The 18690-nt window shown below is 66.9% G+C and carries 17 protein-coding genes; 2 read left to right on the top strand and 15 right to left on the bottom strand.

Features of this window, described 5'->3' with window-relative positions:
- The first annotated feature begins 139 nt into the window (after window positions 1-139).
- A complete protein-coding gene (gene ftsH, locus CJZ80_RS03555; protein WP_255374102.1) occupies window positions 140-1921 on the top strand; it encodes an ATP-dependent zinc metalloprotease FtsH in 1782 nt (593 codons plus the stop codon).
- 153 nt (window positions 1922-2074) lie between these two features.
- Here the strand turns inward: ftsH and CJZ80_RS03550 are convergent, their stop codons facing one another.
- From CJZ80_RS03550 to thrC, 3 genes are all read right to left on the bottom strand, one after another.
- Window positions 2075-3064 carry a cupin gene (locus tag CJZ80_RS03550; protein WP_233132771.1) on the bottom strand — a complete coding sequence of 330 codons (990 nt, stop codon included), beginning with the start codon at window positions 3062-3064 and terminating at the stop codon, window positions 2075-2077.
- A 94-nt stretch (window positions 3065-3158) separates the two neighbouring features.
- A complete protein-coding gene (locus tag CJZ80_RS03545; protein ID WP_094510683.1) occupies window positions 3159-3434 on the bottom strand; it encodes a MoaD/ThiS family protein in 276 nt (91 codons plus the stop codon).
- 59 nt (window positions 3435-3493) lie between these two features.
- Window positions 3494-4780 carry a threonine synthase gene (gene thrC, locus CJZ80_RS03540; RefSeq protein ID WP_094510682.1) on the bottom strand — a complete coding sequence of 429 codons (1287 nt, stop codon included), beginning with the start codon at window positions 4778-4780 and terminating at the stop codon, window positions 3494-3496.
- A gap of 149 nt (window positions 4781-4929) precedes the next feature.
- Here thrC and CJZ80_RS03535 point away from each other — a divergent pair, with 149 nt between their 5' ends.
- On the top strand, window positions 4930-7806 hold the full coding sequence (locus CJZ80_RS03535; RefSeq protein ID WP_094510681.1) for a UPF0182 family protein: 2877 nt from the start codon (window positions 4930-4932) through the stop codon (window positions 7804-7806).
- A gap of 355 nt (window positions 7807-8161) precedes the next feature.
- Here CJZ80_RS03535 and fba read toward each other — a convergent pair whose 3' ends face one another.
- From fba to CJZ80_RS03475, 12 genes are all read right to left on the bottom strand, one after another.
- The gene (gene fba / locus CJZ80_RS03530; RefSeq protein WP_094510680.1) at window positions 8162-9235 is read right to left on the bottom strand and encodes a class II fructose-bisphosphate aldolase; all 1074 of its coding nucleotides are present in this window, start codon (window positions 9233-9235) and stop codon (window positions 8162-8164) included.
- 141 nt (window positions 9236-9376) lie between these two features.
- On the bottom strand, window positions 9377-10549 hold the full coding sequence (locus tag CJZ80_RS03525) for a Gfo/Idh/MocA family protein (protein WP_094510679.1): 1173 nt from the start codon (window positions 10547-10549) through the stop codon (window positions 9377-9379).
- The gene (locus CJZ80_RS03520) at window positions 10546-11085 is read right to left on the bottom strand and encodes a hypothetical protein (protein WP_369802984.1); all 540 of its coding nucleotides are present in this window, start codon (window positions 11083-11085) and stop codon (window positions 10546-10548) included. Before CJZ80_RS03520 ends, CJZ80_RS03525 begins: the two co-directional genes overlap by 4 nt.
- Complete coding sequence (accD, locus tag CJZ80_RS03515) at window positions 11085-11960, bottom strand: acetyl-CoA carboxylase, carboxyltransferase subunit beta (RefSeq protein WP_094510678.1); 876 nt, start codon at window positions 11958-11960, stop codon at window positions 11085-11087. The genes CJZ80_RS03520 and accD overlap by 1 nt, the downstream gene beginning before the upstream one ends.
- 74 nt (window positions 11961-12034) lie before the next feature.
- Entirely contained in the window at window positions 12035-12877 is an 843-nt protein-coding gene (locus CJZ80_RS03510; protein WP_094510677.1) for an A24 family peptidase, read from the bottom strand.
- Window positions 12874-13110, bottom strand: a complete 237-nt coding sequence (locus CJZ80_RS03505; RefSeq protein WP_094510786.1) for a hypothetical protein — start codon at window positions 13108-13110, stop codon at window positions 12874-12876. The genes CJZ80_RS03510 and CJZ80_RS03505 overlap by 4 nt, the downstream gene beginning before the upstream one ends.
- Window positions 13111-13240: 130 nt before the next feature.
- A complete protein-coding gene (locus CJZ80_RS03500; protein WP_094510676.1) occupies window positions 13241-14143 on the bottom strand; it encodes a phosphoribulokinase in 903 nt (300 codons plus the stop codon).
- A 47-nt stretch (window positions 14144-14190) separates the two neighbouring features.
- Window positions 14191-15279 (bottom strand): 3-isopropylmalate dehydrogenase, encoded by a 1089-nt coding sequence (gene leuB / locus CJZ80_RS03495; RefSeq protein ID WP_094510675.1) that lies wholly within the window; start codon window positions 15277-15279, stop codon window positions 14191-14193.
- 96 nt (window positions 15280-15375) lie between these two features.
- A complete protein-coding gene (lpxD, locus tag CJZ80_RS03490) occupies window positions 15376-16428 on the bottom strand; it encodes a UDP-3-O-(3-hydroxymyristoyl)glucosamine N-acyltransferase (protein ID WP_094510674.1) in 1053 nt (350 codons plus the stop codon).
- A 47-nt stretch (window positions 16429-16475) separates the two neighbouring features.
- A complete protein-coding gene (gene proB, locus CJZ80_RS03485) occupies window positions 16476-17597 on the bottom strand; it encodes a glutamate 5-kinase (protein WP_094510673.1) in 1122 nt (373 codons plus the stop codon).
- On the bottom strand, window positions 17594-18109 hold the full coding sequence (locus CJZ80_RS03480; protein ID WP_094510672.1) for a YqeG family HAD IIIA-type phosphatase: 516 nt from the start codon (window positions 18107-18109) through the stop codon (window positions 17594-17596). The genes proB and CJZ80_RS03480 overlap by 4 nt, the downstream gene beginning before the upstream one ends.
- Entirely contained in the window at window positions 18106-18660 is a 555-nt protein-coding gene (locus tag CJZ80_RS03475; RefSeq protein ID WP_094510671.1) for a DUF3727 domain-containing protein, read from the bottom strand. Before CJZ80_RS03475 ends, CJZ80_RS03480 begins: the two co-directional genes overlap by 4 nt.
- Between the last annotated feature and the right edge of the window lie 30 nt (window positions 18661-18690).

Here is an 18690-nt window from a genome sequence, read left to right as displayed (position 1 = left end):
GACCCCTCCAGAACGTTCCACCGCAGAGCCGACCCCTACGGAGAAAGCAGCTCAAGAACAGGCTCCCGGTCAAGCGACGCCCGCAGCCCTGCCTCCGGCTGCTGCCGAGTCTCGGCCTGGACTCTTCGGCAATTTTGGCGTGCAGCAGGCTCCGGCCCCTACCTACAGCGAGCTGCTGGCCCTGATGCGGGCCGGCCAGGTGAAGGAGGTGGAGCTGTCGCTGCGCCAGCGGGAAGCCCTGGTCACCATGGCCGATGGCAGCAAAGCGCGGGTGCCGGTGTTCGCCAACGACACCCTGCTGCTCAGCACCGCCGAACAGGCCAAGGTGCCGCTCAGCGTCCGTGATGATCGCCAGGAAGATGCCACCGCTGGCCTGGTGGTCAATGTGCTGCTGGTGGTGATGCTGGTGGGCGGTCTCACGCTGCTGATCCGCCGCTCCTCCCAGGTGGCCAACAAGGCGATCGGCTTCGGGCGCAGCCAGCCGCGCCTCCAGCCCGAAGGCACGGTGTCGGTGCGCTTCGAGGATGTGGCGGGCATCAACGAGGCCAAGGAAGAACTGCAGGAGGTGGTGAGCTTCCTGCGCCAGCCCGAGCGCTTCACCTCCATCGGCGCCAAGATTCCGCGCGGTGTTCTGCTGGTGGGCCCGCCTGGCACCGGCAAAACCCTCCTTGCCAAGGCGATCGCCGGCGAGGCGGGTGTGCCCTTCTTCTCGATGGCGGCCTCTGAGTTCGTGGAGTTGTTCGTGGGCGTGGGCGCCAGCCGGGTCCGCGACCTGTTCCGCCGCGCCAAGGAAAAGGCTCCCTGCATCATCTTCATTGATGAAGTTGATGCCGTGGGGCGCCAGCGTGGAGCGGGCATCGGCGGTGGCAATGACGAACGGGAGCAGACCCTCAATCAGCTGCTCACCGAAATGGATGGCTTCGAGGAAAACTCCGGCGTGATCCTGCTGGCGGCCACCAACCGGCCGGATGTTCTGGATGTGGCCCTCACCCGGCCCGGTCGCTTTGATCGCCAGATCAGCGTGGATCTGCCCGACCGGCGCGGCCGCGAAGCGATCCTGGCTGTGCATGCCCGCAGCAGGCCCCTCTCGGACGAGGTGTCAATGGCCACCTGGGCCGCCCGCACGCCTGGATTCTCCGGGGCGGATCTGGCCAACCTGCTCAATGAGGCGGCCATCCTCACCGCACGCCGCCAGAAAGCCAGCATCGATGACCAGGCGCTCAGCGATGCCCTGGAGCGCATCACCATGGGCCTGGCCGTGGCTCCCCTGCTCGACAGCGCCAAGAAGCGCCTGATCGCGTACCACGAAGTGGGGCACGCCCTGCTCACCACCCTCATTCCCCACGCGGATCGCCTCGACAAGGTGACCCTGCTGCCGCGGGCCGGCGGCGTCGGCGGCTTTGCCCGCACCATGCCAGATGAGGACATCATTGATTCCGGGTTGATCAGCCGCGCGTATCTGCAGGCCCGGCTGGTGGTCGTGATGGGCGGTCGCGCCGCTGAGCTGGTGGTGTTCGGCCCCAGCGAAATCACCCAGGGCGCTTCCGGCGACCTGCAGATGGCCACCCGCATCTGCCGCGAGATGGTCACCCGCTACGGCTTTTCACCGCTGGGGCCGGTCGCACTTGAAGGTGATGCCGCTGAAGTGTTTCTTGGTCGCGATCTGATCCACACGCGGCCCAGCTACGCCGAAACCACCGGCCGCCGCATTGATGCTCAGGTGCGCGCGCTCTCCCAGGAGGCGCTCGAGCGGGCTGTCGCCGAACTGGAGCCGCGCCGTGACCTGCTTGATGATCTGGTGGAGCTGCTGATCGAGCGGGAAACCCTGAGCGGCGATGACTTCCGGGCCATCGTGGACCGCTATGAAGCCAACCTCATGGCCACCACCCAGAGGGCGCTTACGCCCACCCCCGCGGCCTGAGCGTGCTGCGCAGGTGGGGAGCGCCTTGGCAGTGTTGATTCATCACGAGTCGAGGCCTGAGGAACAGGCGAACGGTCGAGCTCCACGAGCTCTTCGATCACTGGCCTGCTCCATGCACTGGTGTGTTCGATCGAATGAACCGGAACCACCTGCTCAGCTGAAACGGATGTCGAGGCTGCGCAGGTAGGTGTGCAGGCCGGCGTCCTGAATGGGCAGCAACAGGGCAGTGCGGCCGCTTTCGTTCACGTGGGAATGCCACTGCCCTGGCGGGGTCACGAAGGCGGCACCGGGTTCCCACTCCATGCGCACGGGGTTGCGGATGGTGCCGTCGGCATTGAGCTCGCTGCCCGAGAGGGTGGCGCAACCGGGATCGCAGTCGATCACCAGATCAAGCGCCACCGATTGATGCCGGTGCGGTGGCTGGACGGCTCCGGCCGGCACCATGCCGTACATGGCCCAGAGGGTATGGGTGACCGTGCGGCTGGCAGGCAGGGCGGTATTGGCCAGCAGCAGGCTCAGCCGGTTGCTGCGGGCGCTGCTGGGGTCGGCTGCCAGCAGAGCCAGCTCCTGGCGCAGCCAGCTGCCTGGGTAGTACGTGGCCTCAAAGCGCGCCTGATCGGGGCTCACACCCAGATGACGGAGCAGAGGAGCGTCGTGCACCCAGTAGAGAACGCTCTCGGCCGTGGCCTCCAGCTGGGGCGTGGCTCCGGCCGGCAGCACGAACAGATCGCCCTGACTCCAGCTCTGGCGGAAGGCCGGGGCGATGCCGTTGCCCTGCCGGTGGCAGCGGCCTTCGCCGTGGAGCACGTAAAACAGGAGGCTGGTGGCGTTGGCGCTGGCCTCGATCGACTCCCCGGCCAGCAGACGAATGAAGTTGGCGGAGAGGGCCGGACTGGTAGCCGGGCCGCTGCAGCCGAGAGCCGCGCTCAGATCAAGGGGCAGCACGGCCGTCGGACCGCTGGCGTGCAGTTCAGGGCCCCAGCGCTGGTCCGGGATCGGTTCGGTCAGCCCGTGGCGGATAGGGTTGGCTGCCTGGCGATAGTCGAACAGCTGGGCGGTGGGGCTTGGGCTGCTTGCAGGTGCTGCGGAAGGCCGGCTCGAGCTGCTCGGCGAAGTGGCGGTTGGTGGCTTGGTCTGGGTCATGGATCCAGCCGCTTGGTGATGTCGGTGAGCCTATTGACGCAAGCCTTGAGCCGGGGGGTGGCCGCCGATGACACCCTTTGGCCTGCTGCCGGCCTCAGCCACCGGCCACGGCCGGCACGATGCTCACTTCATCGCCATCGCTCAAGGGGGTCGCCTGGTTATCGAGGAAGCGGATGTCTTCGCTGTTCACGTAGACGTTCAGGAAGCGCCGCAGCTTGCCCTGCTCATCGGTGAGACGTGCCTTGATGCCGGGGAACTGGCTGTCGAGCTCCTGCAGCAGGGCATCCACGCTGGAGGCTTCCAGTTCCACGCTGGCCTGATCGGCGGTGTACTTCTGCAGCGGAGTGGGAATGAGGACCTGAATCGCCATGGGACTTGGGCAAGGGGGAAGGAAGGAATGAAATCGCCGGGAATCCCGGTGGGCTGGGGTCAGACCCCCATCGGCTCCCAGGTGGCGCGATGCAGGGATTGGGCCCGCTCCCAGGCGGCATTGAAGCTGCTGAGCTGAGGTTCGATCGTGTGGGGCTCGCCGACAACCCCGCTGACGGCCTCAAGGGTTTTGAGGCCGTTGCCGGTGATGTAGGCGACGGTGGTTTCGTCTGGATCGATCTTGCCCTGCTCGGCGAGTTTCTTGAGCACGGCGATGGTGGTACCGCCGGCCGTTTCGGTGAACACGCCCTCGGTTTCGGCCAGCAACTGGATGCCGGCCACGATCTCCTCGTCGGTGACGGAGGCGATGGTGCCGCCCGTGCGGCGGGCGATGTCGAGGGCGTAGGGGCCGTCGGCAGGGTTGCCGATGGCGATCGATTTGGCGATGGTGTCGGGCTTGACGGGGGTGATGAAATCACGGCCCGCATCGAAGGCCTGGGCGATTGGTGAGCAGCCCTCGGCCTGGGCGCCGCTGAAACGCACCGGCTTTTCATCGACAAGGCCGACTTTGATGAATTCGTCGAAGCCCTTGCGGATCTTGGTGAACAGGGAACCGGAAGCCAGCGGCGCCACGATGTGGTCGGGCAGTTGCCAGCCCAGCTGCTCGATCACCTCGTAGCCGAGGGTTTTGGAGCCTTCTGAGTAGTAGGGGCGCAGGTTGATGTTCACGAAGCCCCAGCCGTAGGTGTTGGCCACTTCCGAACACAGCCTGTTGACCTGGTCGTAGTTGCCCTTCACCGCCATCAGGGTGGGGTTGTAGATCAAGGTGCCGAGCACCTTGCCGAGCTCCAGATCAGCGGGGATGAAGACGCAGCACTCAAGGCCCGCATGGGCAGCGATGGCAGCGGTGGAGTTGGCCAGGTTGCCGGTGCTGGCGCAGCTCACCGTGGTGAAGCCGAGCTCGCGGGCGCGGGTGAGGGCCACCGACACCACCCGGTCCTTGAAGGACAGGGTGGGCATGTTGACGCCGTCGTTCTTGATGTAGAGGCTCTTGAGGCCGAGGCGCCGGGCCAGACGGTTGGCCCGCACCAGGGGGGTGAACCCGGTGCCCACATCAATGGGATCGCCCTGCACGGGCAGAAATTCGCGGTAGCGCCAGATGGAGGCCGGGCCGGCTTCGATCGTGGCCCGGGTGACCCGGGCGCGGATGGCGTCGTAGTCGTAGACGACTTCCAGAGGCCCGAAACAGACGTCTTCGCAGACGTGGCGGGCTCCGGCGTCGTAGGGGTGGCCGCATTCCTTGCAGCGCAGCCCCGTGAAGGTGGCACGAGAGAGGGTGGCCGTCACAGGCTCACTGCAGCGTTGAATCGAAAGCTAGCAGCGATGAGCAGAAGGCACGGAAATATCCGATCTCTGAAGTCGGGTATTCAGTTGCCTTCGGGATGCCATTCAGGCCGCAGGCTTGTCAGCGTCCGATGCCTGTCTAGCCTCAGCCCGTGCCCCACCGTTTCCCTCGCCTGAAGCCACCGCTGCTGGCGGGCCTGCTGCTCGTGCCCCTGCTCGCCTTCGGCGTGCTCGTGGTCTCGCGGCTGAGCATCGAATGGGCGTGGTACTCGCAGTTCGACTTTCAGCAGGTGCTGTTGCGCCGCTGGATGCTGCAGGTGCTCGGGTTCCTCCTGGTGATGGGAGTCGGGGTCCCGCTGCAGTTGCAGCAACTCCACCGCTGCTGGCGGTTGCGCAGCGAGGCCACAGCCAAGCCGTTGCCGCGCCAGCCCCTGCTGCGGATGGGCCCCCTCGCGCTGGTGTGCACGTTGCTGGCCTTGCTGCTGCTGCTCAGCACAGGGCTCATGTTTCTGTTCGTGCAGGCCCGGGGCCTGATCACCGATCCCTTCGATGGCGATGTGGTGAGCGGCCTGTCTGCGTTGGCCGGCCTCTCGCCCGTAGGGGTGGGGCTGCTGGCCGCCCTGCTCGGCCTGTTGCTGCTGGTGCGGCCGCTGCCGGTGCTGAGGCTGGTGCTGGTGGCGGCGCTGGCGGGTTCGGCCACAGCCCTGGCGCGCGGCTGGAGCCTGTGGCTGCCGGCACTGCTGGCCGTGCCGTTCGGTGAAGCCGATCCGCTCACCCATTTCGATCTCAGCTTTTCGGTGCTGCGGCTGCCGGCTCTGCAGCTGCTGCTCAGCGTGCTGATCGCGCAGTTGGTGGTGGGGCTTGCCGGCTGCCTCTGGGTCAGCTTCACCGAGGGGTCCAGCCTCAGCGACCTGCGTTTCGTGGGTCTGAGCCGCGACCAGCAGGTCGTGCTCAAGCCCCAGATCGCCCTGCTGGCGGCGCTGGCCTCGCTCGGCAATGCGCTTTCGCCGTTTGCGTTGATGGTGCAGGGGAGCGGTGTGGCGGCGGGCGCTGGCTTCGTCGACCTGCATGTGCGGCTGCCCATCCGGCTGCTGCTGGCCCTGCTGCTGATGTTGGCGGCGCTGGGGCTGGTGCTGCCGGTTCGACGCACCTGGCTGCGCCGGGTGGTGGTGATCCCGTTACTGGCCACGGCTCTGCTGCTGCCGGTGGCCGAGTTCGCGGTGGCGCCGCAGGCGCAGCGCTTCTGGGTGCAACCGCGCGAGCTGGCGGTGGAGACGCCCTACATCGAGCGCAGCATCCGTGCCACCCGGCGCGCCTTCGGCCTTGAGGAGGTGCGCAACACGATCCTGGAGCCTCTGCAACGCATCACCGCCTCCGACCTTGTCGCCGCGCCGGGCACCCTGGCCAACATCCGCCTCTGGGACAGCGGGCCCTTGCTGGCGGCCAACCGACAGCTGCAGCAGTTGCGCCTTTACTACAGCTTTCCCTCAGCCGCCGTCGACCGCTACGACCTCTCCGCCGCCGGAGAGGATCAGAGCTCCCAGCAGGTGATGATCTCCGCCAGGGAGCTGGACAGCACCGCTCTTCCGGAAGGGTCGCGCACGTGGCTGAACCGGCATCTGGTCTTCACCCACGGCTACGGCTTCACCGTGTCACCGGTGAATGTGTTTGGGCCCGACGGATTGCCGCTCTTCTTCGTGAAGGATCTCGGCCGCAGCGGCAGGGTGCAGGGCATCTCCCAGCTGGGCATCACGGACGCCGAAGCGCAGGCCGCTTTTCCCGTGGGCCGGCCACGTCTCTACTTCGCTTCGGCTCCTGCGCCTTACGCGATCGCTCCCACCAAGGTGCAGGAATTCGATTTCCCTGACGGGGAGCTGAACGTCTATAGCCACTACGACGGGGAACGGGGCATTCCGCTCACCAATGCCTGGCAGCGGTTCACAGCTGCTGTGTATCTGCATGAGCCTCGGGTACTGCTGGCTGGTTCGTTTACGCCCCGCTCCCTGCTGCTGTTGCGGCGCCAGGTGAATGAACGTGTCAAAGCTCTGGCCCCTTTCCTGCGCTTCGAAAGTGAGCCGTACATGGTGACGGTGAACGTGAAGAACGCTTCAGAGTTTGACGAGAAGCACCATCAATACTGGATGCTTGATGGTTACACCACCAGCCGCAGCTACCCCTACAGCGACGCCAACGCGGAAGGCATCCGTTATTTCCGCAATCCTGTGAAAGCCGTTGTGGATGCCCAGGACGGCAGGCTGTGGTTCTACGTGAGCGATCCGAGTGATCCGGTGCTGCTTACCTGGCAGCGGGCCTTTCCTGAGCTGTTTCACCCACTCACGGACATGCCGTCAGCACTGTTGGCCCACATCCGCGTGCCCAACAGTCAGTTCAAGATTCAGTCGGAGCGCCTGCTTCGTTATCACGTCACCGATGTGCGCACGTTCTACAACGGTGATGATGTCTGGGAGGTACCGCTCGAAATTTACGGTTCCGAGACCGTGGCCGTGCAGCCGTATCACGCCACTGTCCAACTGCCTGGAGAACGGCAGCCGGAATTCGTGCTGCTGCTGCCCTTTTCTCCGGTGCGCCGCTCGAACCTGGTGGGCTGGTTGGCTGCTCGCAACGATCCGCCCCATTACGGCGAATTGTTCCTTGTGCGCTTCCCCCAGCAGCGGCTGTTGCTGGGCCCTGAGCAGGTCACCGCGCTGATCGAGCAGGATCCTCAGATCAGCTTCCAGTTCGGCCTCTGGAACCGAGCGGGAGCTCGGCTGGTGCATGGCAACCTGCTGGTGTTACCGGTGGGTGATGGTCTGCTCTATGTGGAGCCGTTCTACCTCGAATCGGGCAACAAAACCCTGCCCACGCTGGTGCGGGTGGTGGTCACCGACGGGCGCCGCTTTGTGATGGACCGGGATCTTGACTTGGCCCTGGAGAAGCTCACCCAAGGCACCGCAAAAGGTTCCGGCCCAACAGAATCACTTCCCGCCTTCCCTCCGCGCCTGCCAATCCCTGGCCTCGAACCACTTTGATCCCAGGCTGGGGCAGCAGGCCGATTGGAAGGTTTCGCGCGATCAATCAGCTTGCAGCCGCTACACGACGACTGGCCCGAACGTCCCACAGGCAGCAAGGCCGGAAGCTCTGAGCGGCATGGTTCATGGGATGGACAGACCGAAACGGGCCTGTGGTTCCATGTCACATCAGACCAATGGGACCGGATGGCTCTCGATGGCATGAGACCAAAGGGCCCATGGCTGCCCGATGCCATGGGCCCGAAATCTCCCCATGAAAAAAGGGCCCGAAGGCCCCAGGGTGGATGTGATTCGCGCGAGCGTGGACTGCGTGAGCCCGACACTGTTGGTCGTCGACAGGCTGATTGTGGACGGTTCAGACGGCCACAGCAGTTTTGGGGTCCAGGACGCCTTTGGCGTAAAGGGCGGCGTAGTAGTTGATGTTCTGCTGCTTGATCTTGCTGGCCTGGCCGGCGCACCAGAACTGCTGGTAGCGATCAAGACACACCTGCTTCATGTAGGCCCGTGCAGGCTTGTTGAAGTGGCGGGGATCGAAGTTGGCAGGATCCTTGAAGGCGGCTTCCCGCACAGCGGCAGTGAAGGCCAGACGGTTGTCGGTGTCGATGTTGACCTTGCGAACGCCATTCTTGATGCCGTTCTGGATCTCTTCGACCGGCACGCCATAGGTTTCGGGAATGGCACCGCCGTACTTGTTGATCATGTCGAGCCATTCCTGGGGCACGGAGCTGGAGCCGTGCATCACCAGGTGGGTGTTGGGGATCGCCTTGTGGATTTCGGCGATGCGGGAAATGGCCAGCACTTCGCCGGTGGGCTTGCGGGTGAACTTGTAGGCGCCGTGGCTGGTGCCGATGGCGATCGCCAGCGCATCCACCTTGGTTTTGGCGACGAAGTCGGCGGCTTCGGCCGGATCGGTGAGCAGCTGCTCGCGGGAGAGGGCACCTTCGAAACCGTGGCCGTCTTCGGCTTCACCCTTGCCGGTTTCCAGGGAACCCAGGCAGCCCAGTTCGCCTTCCACACTCACACCGATGGCATGGGCCACATCCACCACTTCCTTGGTGACGGCCACGTTGTACTCGTAGCTGGCGGGGGTTTTGGCGTCAGCTTCCAGGGAGCCATCCATCATCACCGAGGTGAAGCCGTTGGCGGCGGCACCGAAGCAGGTGGCAGGGCTGTTGCCGTGGTCCTGGTGCATCACCACCGGGATGTCGGGATAGGTTTCGGTGGCGGCGATGATCAGGTGACGCAGGAAAATCTCACCGGCGTACTGGCGAGCGCCGCGGGACGCCTGCAGGATCACCGGGCTGTCGGTTTCATAGGCAGCCTCCATGATCGACTGCACCTGCTCAAGGTTGTTGACGTTGAAGGCAGGGATGCCATAGCCGTTCTCAGCGGCATGGTCGAGCAGCAGCCGAAGGGGAACGAGGGCCATGGGGGAATACCTCTGAGGGTGTGGGTGGGCACGTCGGGGGCACCAGCGCGGTGAACGAGGGGAGGCGGACCAAGAGACCAGGCCACCGGCTTCGAAACCCTGACGCGGGATGCGCGCGACTCTAGGCGATGCTGATCGCTCTCAACCCACCGGCAGGTCCTGGCGCAGGCCGGTGCCGGCGGCGGCGATGGCCAGATCGCAGCAGAGCTGACTGCGGAAGCCCTCGCTGAGACCCGGCACCATCGGCTGACCGGTGCGCACGCTTTCGGCCCACCAGCGGTGCAGGCGCGCCACCGGGGCGATTCGCCCATCGGCCCAGGTGCGGGCAAAGGCCAGAGCAGGGTCCACCGGTACGGGTTGCAACGCTTCGCCTCGCCCTGCCCGCCAGAGGTGGAAGCCATGCACATAGTCGCTCTGGTTGTCGCTGCCCAGCACCAACGTGCCTTCGCTGCCGTAGAACTCGAGCCAGCAGCCGCGCCCCTGGCGGGCCACCGCCGCCAGGCTCACCTGGGCCGGCACCAGCCGCTGGCTTCCAGCACCACTGCCAGCGCCACTGCCAGCAGCGCTTCCTGTGCCGAAGCCTGTAGCGAGGCCCGCATCGAGTCCCAGCTGCAGCAGGGCGATGTCCTCCGCATCCACGGCAGCCAGGCGGCCGCTGCCATCGGGCAGCGGGCGGGCGTCGATGGCGGTGGAGAGTGTGCCCTGCAGCTCCCGGGCGGGGCCGATCAGCCAGTGCAGCATGTCGAAGGCGTGGGTGCCCAGGGCGCCCAGCACACCGCCACCTTCGCTGCGTTGGGCGTACCAGTTCCATGGTCGGGAAGCATCGGCGCGGCTGCTCATCAGCCAGTCGAGTTTCACCAGCCAGGGATCGCCGATCACCCCAGCCGCCAGCAGGGCCGCCAGTTGCTGAAACACCGGCACCGCCCGGTATTCGAAGTTGACCGCCACCTGCAGCCCCCGGCTGATTGCCAACCGCTGCAATTCCTCCACCTGCTCCGCCGAAACGCCCACGGGTTTCTCGAGCAGCAGGTGCTTGCCGGCGTCGAGGGCGGCTTTCGCCAGGGCGAAGCGTGGGGCGGGCGGCGTGGCGATCACCAACGCCTCGATGCCGGGGTCCGCCAGCAGGGCCTCGAAGTTTGTGAAGCCAGGCAGGGAGGCGGCGCTGGCGGCCTGCTGAACCCGCTCGTGTCGAGGGTGCCAGAGCGCCACAGGTTCGGTGCTGCCACTGGCGCGCAGGGCCGGCAGGTGCACCTTTTCTCCGAATCCCAGGCCAGCCACCGCTACCCGTAGGGGCGCTGCTTCGAGCAGTGTCATTGGAGGGCCAGCAGGGGGGCGCCGGCGGCGCAGGCTTCTTCCAGCACCGCGCTGATCAGGGCATCCCCGCCGGTGGGTTGCCAGTCGGCGCCGAAGCGGGGCAAGCCATTGACGGAGGTGTCGCGATAAAGCCGCTGGCCGCAGTCCAGGACCATCACATACAGCTGACCGGGGCGTGCCTTGACCCTGGTGGCGTTACCGGAGTCGTCTGTTTCCGGGGGCGGCGCCGGTTGAAAGCGGCTCAGCACGGAGAGCCAGCCCTCACGGCTCAGCCTCAAGCTGCCCTCATCCCACCACTGGCGCCCTTCCGCTGTGGCAGGCACCTCCTTCCAGCTGACCGGGCCGGCCAGGGCCGCACCGCCCGACAAGCCAGGAGCCGGGAGCAGCGCGAGCAACAGCGCGGCGGCCACGATGAAGCCCTGGAGCCTGCAACCGGAAACCATCGCCCGGGCCAACGACCAGAAACGGCGGGCGGCGAGCTGGGGCGACCAGCGCTGCAAAAGCGGCAGCAAGAGCTGCTTGGTGAGCCAGCCCATCAAGCGGCTACGGCGGGGGTGACGCCATGCAACCGCAGCAGGCTCGCGAAGGTGGAGCGGAAGCGGGTGCGGGGCACGATCAGGTCGACGAAGCCGTGATCCTGCAGATATTCGGCCGTCTGGAAACCTTCCGGCAGCTTCTCGCGCAGGGTCTGCTCGATGACCCGGCGTCCGGCGAAGCCGATCAGGGCCTTCGGTTCGGCCAGGATCAGGTCGCCCAGCATCGCGAAGCTGGCGGTGACGCCACCGGTGGTGGGGTGCGTGAGCAGGGGGATGTAGAGCAGCTCCTCCTGGCGGTGCCGCTGCAGGGCGCCGGAAATCTTGGCCATCTGCATCAGGCTCAGCATGCCTTCCTGCATGCGGGCCCCGCCAGACGCGCACACGATCAACACCGGATAGCGGCGGAAGGTGGCGGTTTCGATCATGCGGGTGAGCTTCTCGCCCACCACCGAACCCATGGAGCCGCCCATGAAGCGGAAATCCATCACGCCCAGCGCCAGGGGCATGCCCTCGATCCGGCATAGGCCGGTGATCACCGCATCGCGCAGACCGGTGCTGCTCTGGGTGTCGCGCAGGCGATCGGCATAGCTGCGCCGGTCTTTAAAGGCGAGCGGATCGGTGGGGGAAAGATCGGTATCGAGCGGCTGGAACGTGCCCTCATCGGCGATCAACCGCAGGCGGGCTTCACTGTCGATGCGCAGATGGTGGCCGCAGCCGCTGCAGACGCTGGCATTGGCGATCAGGTCTTTCCGGTAGACCACCAGGCCGCATTCCGGACACTTGCTCCAGAGCCCGTCGCCCTCGTCGAGTTCTTGGGGGGCGCGCACCACCGGTGCAGCCTTGCGGCGATCGGCGAACCAGTCGAACAGCGACACGGGAGAGGCGACAGGCGCAAGAACGGATCACCATTAAAAGCTGCCGCTGCCGGCGCCATGCCGCTGCAAGCCGCTCAGAGGCTCTGGTAGCCCAGCCAGCCGCCGAACCAGCGCAACCACCAGCCCTCGCCTGCCAGCCACACGGCGATGCCGCCGAAAGCCAGAAAGGGGCCGAATGGAAAGGGCTGATGCGGGCCCAGGCGGCCGGTGAGGCGGCCGATCGAGCCCAGTGCCGCGCCACCCAGCACGGCCAGGGCCACCGCCAGGCCCATGCCCTGCAGCCCGAGCCAGGCGCCCAGCAGGGCCGTGAGCTTGGCATCGCCCAGACCGAGGGCGGGGCGGCCCAGCAGCTTCTCGCCCAGGGCGCTGAGCCCTTCAAACACCAGCAGCCCCACGGCGGCGGCGAGCAGGTGGTTGACCAGCAGCTGGCGGGCGATCGCCTCCGACTGGCTGATCCCCAGCAGCGCGGTGACCACCAGACCCCCCACCAGGCCCCAGCGGCAGAGCGGTTCAGGCAGCCACAGCTGATCGGCATCGATCAGCACCAACGGAACGAGCAGGCTGATCAGCGCCCAGCCGGCAATCATCAGCAGCCAGAGCGGCGGCGCGCCCATGGCGGAAGGGCTGGCCAGCACGACGGCCACCCACAGTCCGGCGGTGAGCAGCTCCACCAGCGGGTAACGGGGAGAGATCGGTGCGTGGCAGTGGTTGCAGCGGCCCCGCAGCCACAGCCAGCCCAGCACCGGCAGGTTTTCATACCAGGCCAGCGTGGTGCCGCAGTGGGGGCAGTGGCTGGGGGGCGAAAGGATCGATTCGCGGCGCGGCAGGCGCCAGGCCACCACGTTCAGGAAACTGCCGACGCAGGCGCCAAGCACGGCTGCCAGCACGGTGATCGGTTCGAGGCTGATGGGGGTCATGGACGTCGGTTGTTGCGGGAGCGTGCGCCCCGCCCGCCAATCATCTCCAGTGGAATGAACCGCTCCTCCGGCAACAGCACCGGGGCTTCGAACACCACCCGGCCCTGATCAGTGGCTTCCTGCAGCACGATCCCCAGCGGTTCACTACCGCCGGGGACATGTTCGCAATAGTGGTAGTACACCTGACGGGCTCGCCTGAGCACATCGCCGCTGTTGATCCGATCCCAGCGCATGGAATGGTTGGCCGCGCCGGCGGCCCCCCGAATCACGAACGACGGGGGGACGGAACCGGATGAAGAATCAGGAGATGTGGCGATGGAAATCGTCCTCCCCCGGCGCGACCTTTGGGCGCAGCTTAATCGGTCAGAAGAGGCTCTTCTTATCCTCGATCAGCCGGTGGATGATCGGGGTGAGGATCAGCTCCATCGCGAAGCCCATCTTACCGCCGTTCACCACGATGCTCGTGGGGCTCGACATGAAGGAGCCGTTGATCATGCGCAGCAGGTAGGAGAAATCGATCCCCCACTTCTCCCGCGCTCCTTTGCGGAAGTGAATGATCACAAAGCTCTCGTCAGGGGTGGGGATGTTGCGGCAGATGAATGGGTTGGAGGTGTCCACCGTGGGCACCCGCTGGAAGTTGATGTCCGTGCGGCTGAACTGGGGGCAGATGTGGTTGATGTAGTCGGGCATGCGCCGCAGAATCGTGTCCACGATCGTTTCGGCGGAGTAGCCCCGCTCGGCGTTGTCACGGCTGATCTTCTGGATCCATTCCAGGTTGGCGATCGGCACCACGCCGATCAGCAGGTCGACCAGGGAGGCGACGTCGTAGCCGTCTCCCTCAACGCCGCCATGCAGGCCCTCGTAGAAGAGCAGATCGGTGCCGGTGGGGATCTCTTCCCAGGGCGTGAACTGACCGGGATCGAGCTGGGTGCCGAGCCGGGCGTTGTGCTCGGCGGCCTCTTCAACCGAGTGCAGGTAGTAGCGCTTCTTGCCGCTGCCGGTTTCGCCGTAAGCGCGGAAGAGATCCTCGAGTTGGTCGAAGAGGTTGGCTTCCGGACCGAAGTGGGAGAAGTTGAGGCCGCTGGCCTGGGCCTTGGCCATCTCCTCCTTCATCGGGCCGCGCTCGAAGCGGTGGAAGCTGTCGCCCTCCACCACCACTGGCTGGATGCCCTCCCGCTGGAAGATGTGCTCAAAGGCGCGCTTGACCGTGCTGGTGCCTGCGCCCGAGGAACCGGTGACAGCCACGACCGGGTGACGTTTGGACATCGGTGCAGCGGGGGAGAAACGAGGCTGTGAGTTTGGCAGGTCGCCGGTCAGAGGGCTTCCAGCAGCCGCTCACCGATCGCGGCGCAACCCAGCCGCGTGCAGCCAGCGGCCAGGCCGGCCTCCCCGATCAGGTCGGCGGTGCGGCAGCCCGCCGCCAGCACCTGGTCGACGGCCCGCTCCAGGGCGTCGGCGGCCTCGGGCCGCTGCAGACCCACCCGCAGCAGCATGGCGGCCGAGAGCACCATCGCCATCGGATTGGCCACATCCTGGCCGGCGATGTCGGGTGCTGAGCCGTGCACCGGCTCGAACAGGCCCGGCCCGTCGCTGCCCAGGGAGGCGGACGGCAGCATGCCGATACTGCCGGTGAGCATGGCGGCTTCGTCGCTGAGGATGTCGCCGAAGAGGTTGCTGGTGAGCAGCACATCGAACTGCTTGGGCCAGCGCACCAGCTGCATGGCGGCGTTGTCGACGTAGAGGTGGCTGAGCTCCACCGCCGGATAGTCGGCGGCCATCGCCGTGACCCGGTCGCGCCAGAGCTGGCTCACATCGAGCACGTTGGCCTTGTCGACCGAACACAGCCGTCCGCGACGTTCCGTCGCCAGCTGGAAGGCCACCTTGGCGATGCGATCGATTTCGTAGTCGCTGTAGGCCATGGTGTTGAAGGCACGCACATGCCCACCGGCCTCCACCCGGCCTTTCGGGGTGCCGAAGTAGACGCCGCCGGTGAGCTCGCGCACCACCATCAGGTCGACGCCCTCGATCACCTCAGGCTTGAGGCTGCTGGCGCCCGCCAGGGCCGGAATGATCTTCACCGGGCGCAGGTTGGCGAACAGGCCGAGGCCGGCCCTGAGGGCCAGCAGGCCACTTTCCGGGCGCTGTTCGCGCGGCAGGCCGTCGTAGCGGGGACCACCGATCGCTGCCAGCAGCACCGCATCGCTCTGGCGGCAGGCCTCGAGTGTGCGCTCCGGCAACGGCACGCCGCAGGCATCGATTGCCGCTCCTCCCACCGGCTGTTCGTCGAAGCTGAGGGAAAAACCGTGGCTGGCGCTCACTGCCTCCAGCAGCCGCCTGGCCACCGCCGTGATCTCCGGACCGATGCCGTCGCCGGGCAGGAGGGTGATCCGGTACGTGGTCATGCGTTCAGCCGAGGCGGCGGGGGCAACTGGCGAGATTACCGGCTCAGGCGCTGATCCACACGCACAGCCATAGACCCAGACCCACCCGCACAGTCCTCAGGGGTCGCCGGCGGCGGCCTTGAGCTGGCGCACGCTGCGGGCCAGCTCCGGCAACTTGCTGAAGGCGGCCGAGCAGCGCAGCCACAGGCGGTTCGGGATCGCCGGATAGCCGCTCACCACCTCGCCGGCGGCGATGTCGCCGTGCAGGCCCGACTTGGACGAGGCGATCGCCCGATCCCCGATCGTGGTGCGGTTGGCCACACCCACCTGGCCCGCCAGGATCACACCGTTGCCGAGACGGGCGCCACCGGCGATGCCCACCTGGGCGGCCAGCGCACAACCCCGGCCGGTGACGACGCCGTGGCCGATCTGCACGAGGTTGTCGATCTTGGTGCCGGCGCCGATGCGTGTCTCCCCCACCGATGGGCGATCGATCGTGGTGCCGCAGCCAACCTCCACCTGCTCCTCCAGCACCACCAGGCCGGTCTGGGGCATCTTGCGCCAGCCATTGGCGGTGGGCACGAAGCCGAACCCCTCCGAACCGATCACGGCGTTGGAGTGCACCACGCAGCCGCGCGCCAGACGGCTGCCGGGATGGAGCACCGCATTGGCATGCAGCTCACAGCCCTCAGCCAGGTGCACATCGGGGTAAAGCACCACGCCGGCATGGAGCACGCAGCCCTCACCCACGAGGCAGTCGGCCCCCACCACCACATGGGCGGCGATGTGCACGCCGGTGCCGACACTGGCGCTCGGATCGATCACCGCCGACGGGTGAATGCCGGCGGGCCAGTGCCGGGGCGGGTGCAGTGCCGCCAGGGCCTCAGCGAACCCGAGCCGCGGATCCTTCAGGGCCACCCAGGCCATGCCCCGTTCCTGCGCCAACTGCTGCAGTTCCGGGTCGAGCGGCAGCAGCAGCGCCGAGGCGTGGCACGTGGCCAGGGCGGCACTGAGCTGGTGGCCGGGCTCGAGAAAGGAAAGCTGGCCGGCAGCGGCCTGATCCACGGCGGCTGCCCCGCTCAGTTCGGGGTCGCCTGCCAGATGCCGCGGTGCGGAGTCGTTGAGCAGGCCCCGCTGGGCGAGCTGGAGCAGCAGGGTGCTGAAGCGCATGCTGCCGGAGCCGCGAACTGAGGCCGGATCGTAGGCCTGCCCTGCGGTCAGTCGCTGGCGGCTGCCAGGGCCGTGAGCACCAGATGGTCGCGGTGCACCACCGCCGCTCCTGCCGGTTGCTGCAGCTCCCGCTGCACCTCGCTGCTGCTGAGGCCCAGCACCTGCCGCACCTCCTCGCTGCTCAGGGCGCAGAGGCCCCGGCCGATCTCCTCTCCCTGCAACGACACCAGCCGCACCGCGTCCTGGCGGCCGAAGCGGCCCTCCACGGCGCGGATGCCCACCGCCAGCAGGGACGCGCCCCGCTCCACCAGCGCCTTCTGCGCCCCTGCATCGATCACCAGATCCCCTTTGGGCAGCAGGGCATGGGCCATCCAGCCCTTGCGGTCGGCCAGTGGTCTGGAGCTGGGCTGAAACACCGTTCCCACTTTCTCGCCTGCCACCAGGGCCTCCAGCACGCGCGGGTCGCGGCCGTCCGCCAGCCGCACGCGCACCCCGCTGGAGGTGGCGATGCGGGCGGCAGTGAGCTTGGTGGTCATGCCGCCGGTTCCCCAGCGCCCGCCCCCGCTGGCCACGCTGCTGAGCCGGGCCAGCTCCTGGAGATCACGCACCTCCTCGATCGGCTCGACTGTGGCATCGCTGCGGGGATCACCGGAATAGAGCCGGTCGACATCGGTGAGCAGCACCAGTTCCTCGGCGCCGATCGCCACCGCCACCAGCGCCGAGAGGGTGTCGTTGTCGCCGAAGCGCAGTTCGTCGGTGGCCAGGGTGTCGTTTTCGTTGACGATCGGAATCACGCCCCAACCCAGCAGGTGTTCCAGGGTGCGGCAGGCGTTCTGGTAGCGGCGGCGCGAGGCCAGGTCGCCGCGGGTGAGCAGCACCTGCGCCACACGCACGCCGTGGCTGGCGAAGGCTTCGGCGTAAAGCCCCATCAGCTGGCCCTGCCCCACCGCCGCCGCCGCCTGCAGCGCCACCACTTCGGTGGGGCGCTTTTCCAGCTGCAGGGCGTGGCAGCCCAGGCCCACGGCGCCGCTGGTCACCAGGGTCACCTGATCGCCCCGGCGACGTTGCTGGCTGAGGCTGGCCGCCAGATCGGCAATCACACAGGCGGTGTCGCGATCCGCCGAGCCCCGCAGCAGGCTGGTGCCCACCTTGATCACACGTCGCGTCATCCCTTCAGGTCCGCTCCCGCCAGCCGCGCCAGCCGCACCTCCAGCCGTTGCAGATGGTCGACGCGGCAGGGCAGCCCGTGCACATCCACCGGCTTGGCCAACACCGTGAACAGGCCGAGCCTGTTGCCGACCAGCACATCGGTGAACAGGCGATCCCCCACCACGGCCACCTGCCGCGCCGGCAGATTCAGCTCAGCCAGCACCCGCCGCAGGGTGCTGCGGCGCGGCTTGCCCGCTGACACGGTGTAGGGGAGGTCAAGCTGATCCGCCACCGCTCCGATGCGGCGCCGGGACGGGTTGTTGCTGAACAGATGAATGCGCAGGTGCGGCTTGGCTTGAATCAGCCACTGCTCCACGGCAGGCGGCAGCTGCGACTGCCGGCGCGGGATGAGGGTGCGATCCACATCCAGCACCAGCGCCTTGATGTTCTGGGCGATCAGCCGCTCCAGCGGCAGGCCGGCCAGGCTGGTTTGCAGCTCCCAGTCGGGTTGCAGCAGGTGGCGGGAGGTCACCCAGCGCTCTCCCTGTCGTCGAGTTCAGCCTCGATTCGCGGCTGCACGCGGTCGAATTCCTCGCCTTCCACCAGCACTGCTTCGCCGTTGTGCATGCGGGCCACCACGAAGAAGGGGTCGAGCGGAATGTACAGGCCGTACTCCTGGTCTTCGACCATGAAGCTGACGAGCAGCTCGTAGGTGTCGGTGTCGTCGTCTTCGTCGCCGTCCTCGTCGTCGAGATCCTCCGGATCGGGCTCCTCCAGCTCACCGCTCACCGTGAGCGTGACGGCGGAACGCACCAGGGTGAGGTCGTGTTCCTGCAGCACCACATCGGCCACCGAGAGGATCGGTTCGGTGGCATCGAGGGTTTCGATCGGCTCCGGTTCGTCGTCGCCCTGCAGGCGGAACAGGCACACCGGGGTATCGACCGGCGTGAGCAGGGCGTAATCGTGACCATCAAGCGGGATCAGTTGTTCGAGGAAGCAGAGCAGCTGGCGGTCGTGGTCGTCACGGACGAGAACCGTGGGCACGTCACCGGATCCTGTGATCGAGGGGCCTTCGGCACTCATGGAGGGGGAGTCAGACCCTCTCAGAATGTC

It is taken from the genome of Synechococcus sp. MW101C3, from assembly GCF_002252635.1.
Lineage (GTDB): Bacteria > Cyanobacteriota > Cyanobacteriia > PCC-6307 > Cyanobiaceae > MW101C3.
Note: the sequence above shows the minus strand (reverse complement) of the source record. Positions and strands in the feature narration are given on the sequence as shown.

What these genes read in the sequence shown, in the direction of transcription:
- CJZ80_RS03550 (WP_233132771.1), bottom strand. Translation starts at nt 3,064, where the DNA reads ATGACCCAGACCAAGCCACCAACCGCCACTTCGCCGAGCAGCTCGAGC.
- CJZ80_RS03545 (WP_094510683.1), bottom strand. Translation starts at nt 3,434, where the DNA reads ATGGCGATTCAGGTCCTCATTCCCACTCCGCTGCAGAAGTACACCGCC.
- fba (WP_094510680.1), bottom strand. Translation starts at nt 9,235, where the DNA reads ATGGCCCTCGTTCCCCTTCGGCTGCTGCTCGACCATGCCGCTGAGAAC.
- CJZ80_RS03525 (WP_094510679.1), bottom strand. Translation starts at nt 10,549, where the DNA reads ATGACACTGCTCGAAGCAGCGCCCCTACGGGTAGCGGTGGCTGGCCTG.
- CJZ80_RS03520 (WP_369802984.1), bottom strand. Translation starts at nt 11,085, where the DNA reads ATGGGCTGGCTCACCAAGCAGCTCTTGCTGCCGCTTTTGCAGCGCTGG.
- CJZ80_RS03510 (WP_094510677.1), bottom strand. Translation starts at nt 12,877, where the DNA reads ATGACCCCCATCAGCCTCGAACCGATCACCGTGCTGGCAGCCGTGCTT.
- CJZ80_RS03505 (WP_094510786.1), bottom strand. Translation starts at nt 13,110, where the DNA reads ATGCGCTGGGATCGGATCAACAGCGGCGATGTGCTCAGGCGAGCCCGT.
- CJZ80_RS03500 (WP_094510676.1), bottom strand. Translation starts at nt 14,143, where the DNA reads ATGTCCAAACGTCACCCGGTCGTGGCTGTCACCGGTTCCTCGGGCGCA.
- leuB (WP_094510675.1), bottom strand. Translation starts at nt 15,279, where the DNA reads ATGACCACGTACCGGATCACCCTCCTGCCCGGCGACGGCATCGGTCCG.
- lpxD (WP_094510674.1), bottom strand. Translation starts at nt 16,428, where the DNA reads ATGCGCTTCAGCACCCTGCTGCTCCAGCTCGCCCAGCGGGGCCTGCTC.
- proB (WP_094510673.1), bottom strand. Translation starts at nt 17,597, where the DNA reads ATGACGCGACGTGTGATCAAGGTGGGCACCAGCCTGCTGCGGGGCTCG.
- CJZ80_RS03475 (WP_094510671.1), bottom strand. Translation starts at nt 18,660, where the DNA reads ATGAGTGCCGAAGGCCCCTCGATCACAGGATCCGGTGACGTGCCCACG.